The sequence below is a fragment of the Vibrio sp. 10N.222.52.B7 genome (assembly GCF_041474275.1).
GTDB lineage: Bacteria > Pseudomonadota > Gammaproteobacteria > Enterobacterales > Vibrionaceae > Vibrio > Vibrio crassostreae_C.
This window is the reverse complement of the sequence record NZ_JBFRTU010000308.1, coordinates 1-438: the sequence shown is the minus strand read 5'-3', so window position 1 is coordinate 438 and position 438 is coordinate 1. Positions and strand designations below refer to the sequence as shown.

Sequence of the window (438 nt, the reverse complement as noted above, 5' to 3'; positions counted from 1 at the left end):
GGTTTTAACGTTGCTGGCTTTGATTTGAATACAGACAACGTTGAACGTGCCAGTTCAGAAGCGAAGCTGCTTAATGAATCGTTTACTGGTAAAGGTCAGTTCACACGAGGGACTAGCCTTGAGTATGTGCTGCAAGGGCTAGCGAAGCCGCGTGTAATCGCTTTGTCGGTTCCTGCTGGAAAACCTGTCGATATCGTCGTGAATAGCTTGCTTGATGCTGGCTTAGAAAATGATGACATTGTTATCGATACAGGTAACAGCTTATGGACAGATACCGAGGCACGCGAAGTGAGCTACAAAGGCAAGCTTCGTTTCTTCAGCACCGCCGTTTCTGGTGGTGAAGAAGGCGCTCGTGTTGGCCCTGCGCTGATGGCGAGTGGCGACCAATCAGCTTGGCAATATGTGAAACCGATGTGGGAAGCGATTGCTGCAAAAGTG

The 438-nt window shown here is 49.3% G+C and carries 1 protein-coding gene; it reads left to right on the top strand.

Annotated features, from left to right (window positions below; all coding sequences use genetic code 11):
* A partial coding sequence (locus tag AB4512_RS22970; protein WP_372175834.1) for an NAD(P)-binding domain-containing protein occupies window positions 1-438 on the top strand: 438 nt, incomplete at both ends.